Consider the following 689-nt stretch of genomic DNA (forward strand, 5'->3'; position numbering starts at 1 on the left):
GGATGGCCGACGACGCCGTTCTTGGCCAGCACGAAGGCGCCTTGCCCGGCATAATTGAGCAGCAGGCAGGGAAACACGATCGCCAGCCAGGCCAGCACGATCGGCTTGCGGCCGAAATGGCCGAGATCGGCATAGAGTGCTTCGGCGCCGGTGACGGCGAGGAAGATGGCGCCGATGGTCACGAAAGCGACGTCGGGCGAATTGATCAGGAAGGCGACGATGTAGTGCGGGCTCACCGCCCACAGGATTTCTGGATCGGCGATGATGTGGTTGAGACCGGAAAGGCCAATTGCCAGGAACCACACCGCCGTCACCGGGCCGAACACCAATCCTACCCCGCCCGTGCCGAAGCGCTGCACCGCAAACACCATGGCAAGAATGACCAGTGTCAGCGGCACGACATAGGGCTGGAAGGTCGGCGTGACGACATTCATGCCCTCAACCGCCGACAGCACCGATATCGCCGGTGTGATGACGGCATCACCGAAGAAAAGCGATGCCCCGACGATGCCGATGCCGAGCATCAGCGCCGAGCGCTTGGGGAAACTGCCGCGCGCCAGCGCCATCAGCGACAGCACGCCGCCCTCGCCGCCGTTATCGGCGCGCAGCACGAACATGATGTACTTGATGGTGACGATGATAGTCAGCGACCAGATGATCAGCGACAGCACGCCGAGGATATCGCCGCG

Annotated in this window: 1 protein-coding gene; it reads right to left on the reverse strand. The window is 63.0% G+C overall.

Annotated features, from left to right (window positions below; genetic code table 11):
- The coding region (locus tag NKJ26_RS33470) for a KUP/HAK/KT family potassium transporter (protein ID WP_352700128.1) at window positions 1-689 on the reverse strand (689 nt) is incomplete at both ends.

Origin of the sequence: Mesorhizobium sp. M0152 (genome assembly GCF_040322415.1) — a bacterium.
GTDB lineage: Bacteria > Pseudomonadota > Alphaproteobacteria > Rhizobiales > Rhizobiaceae > Mesorhizobium.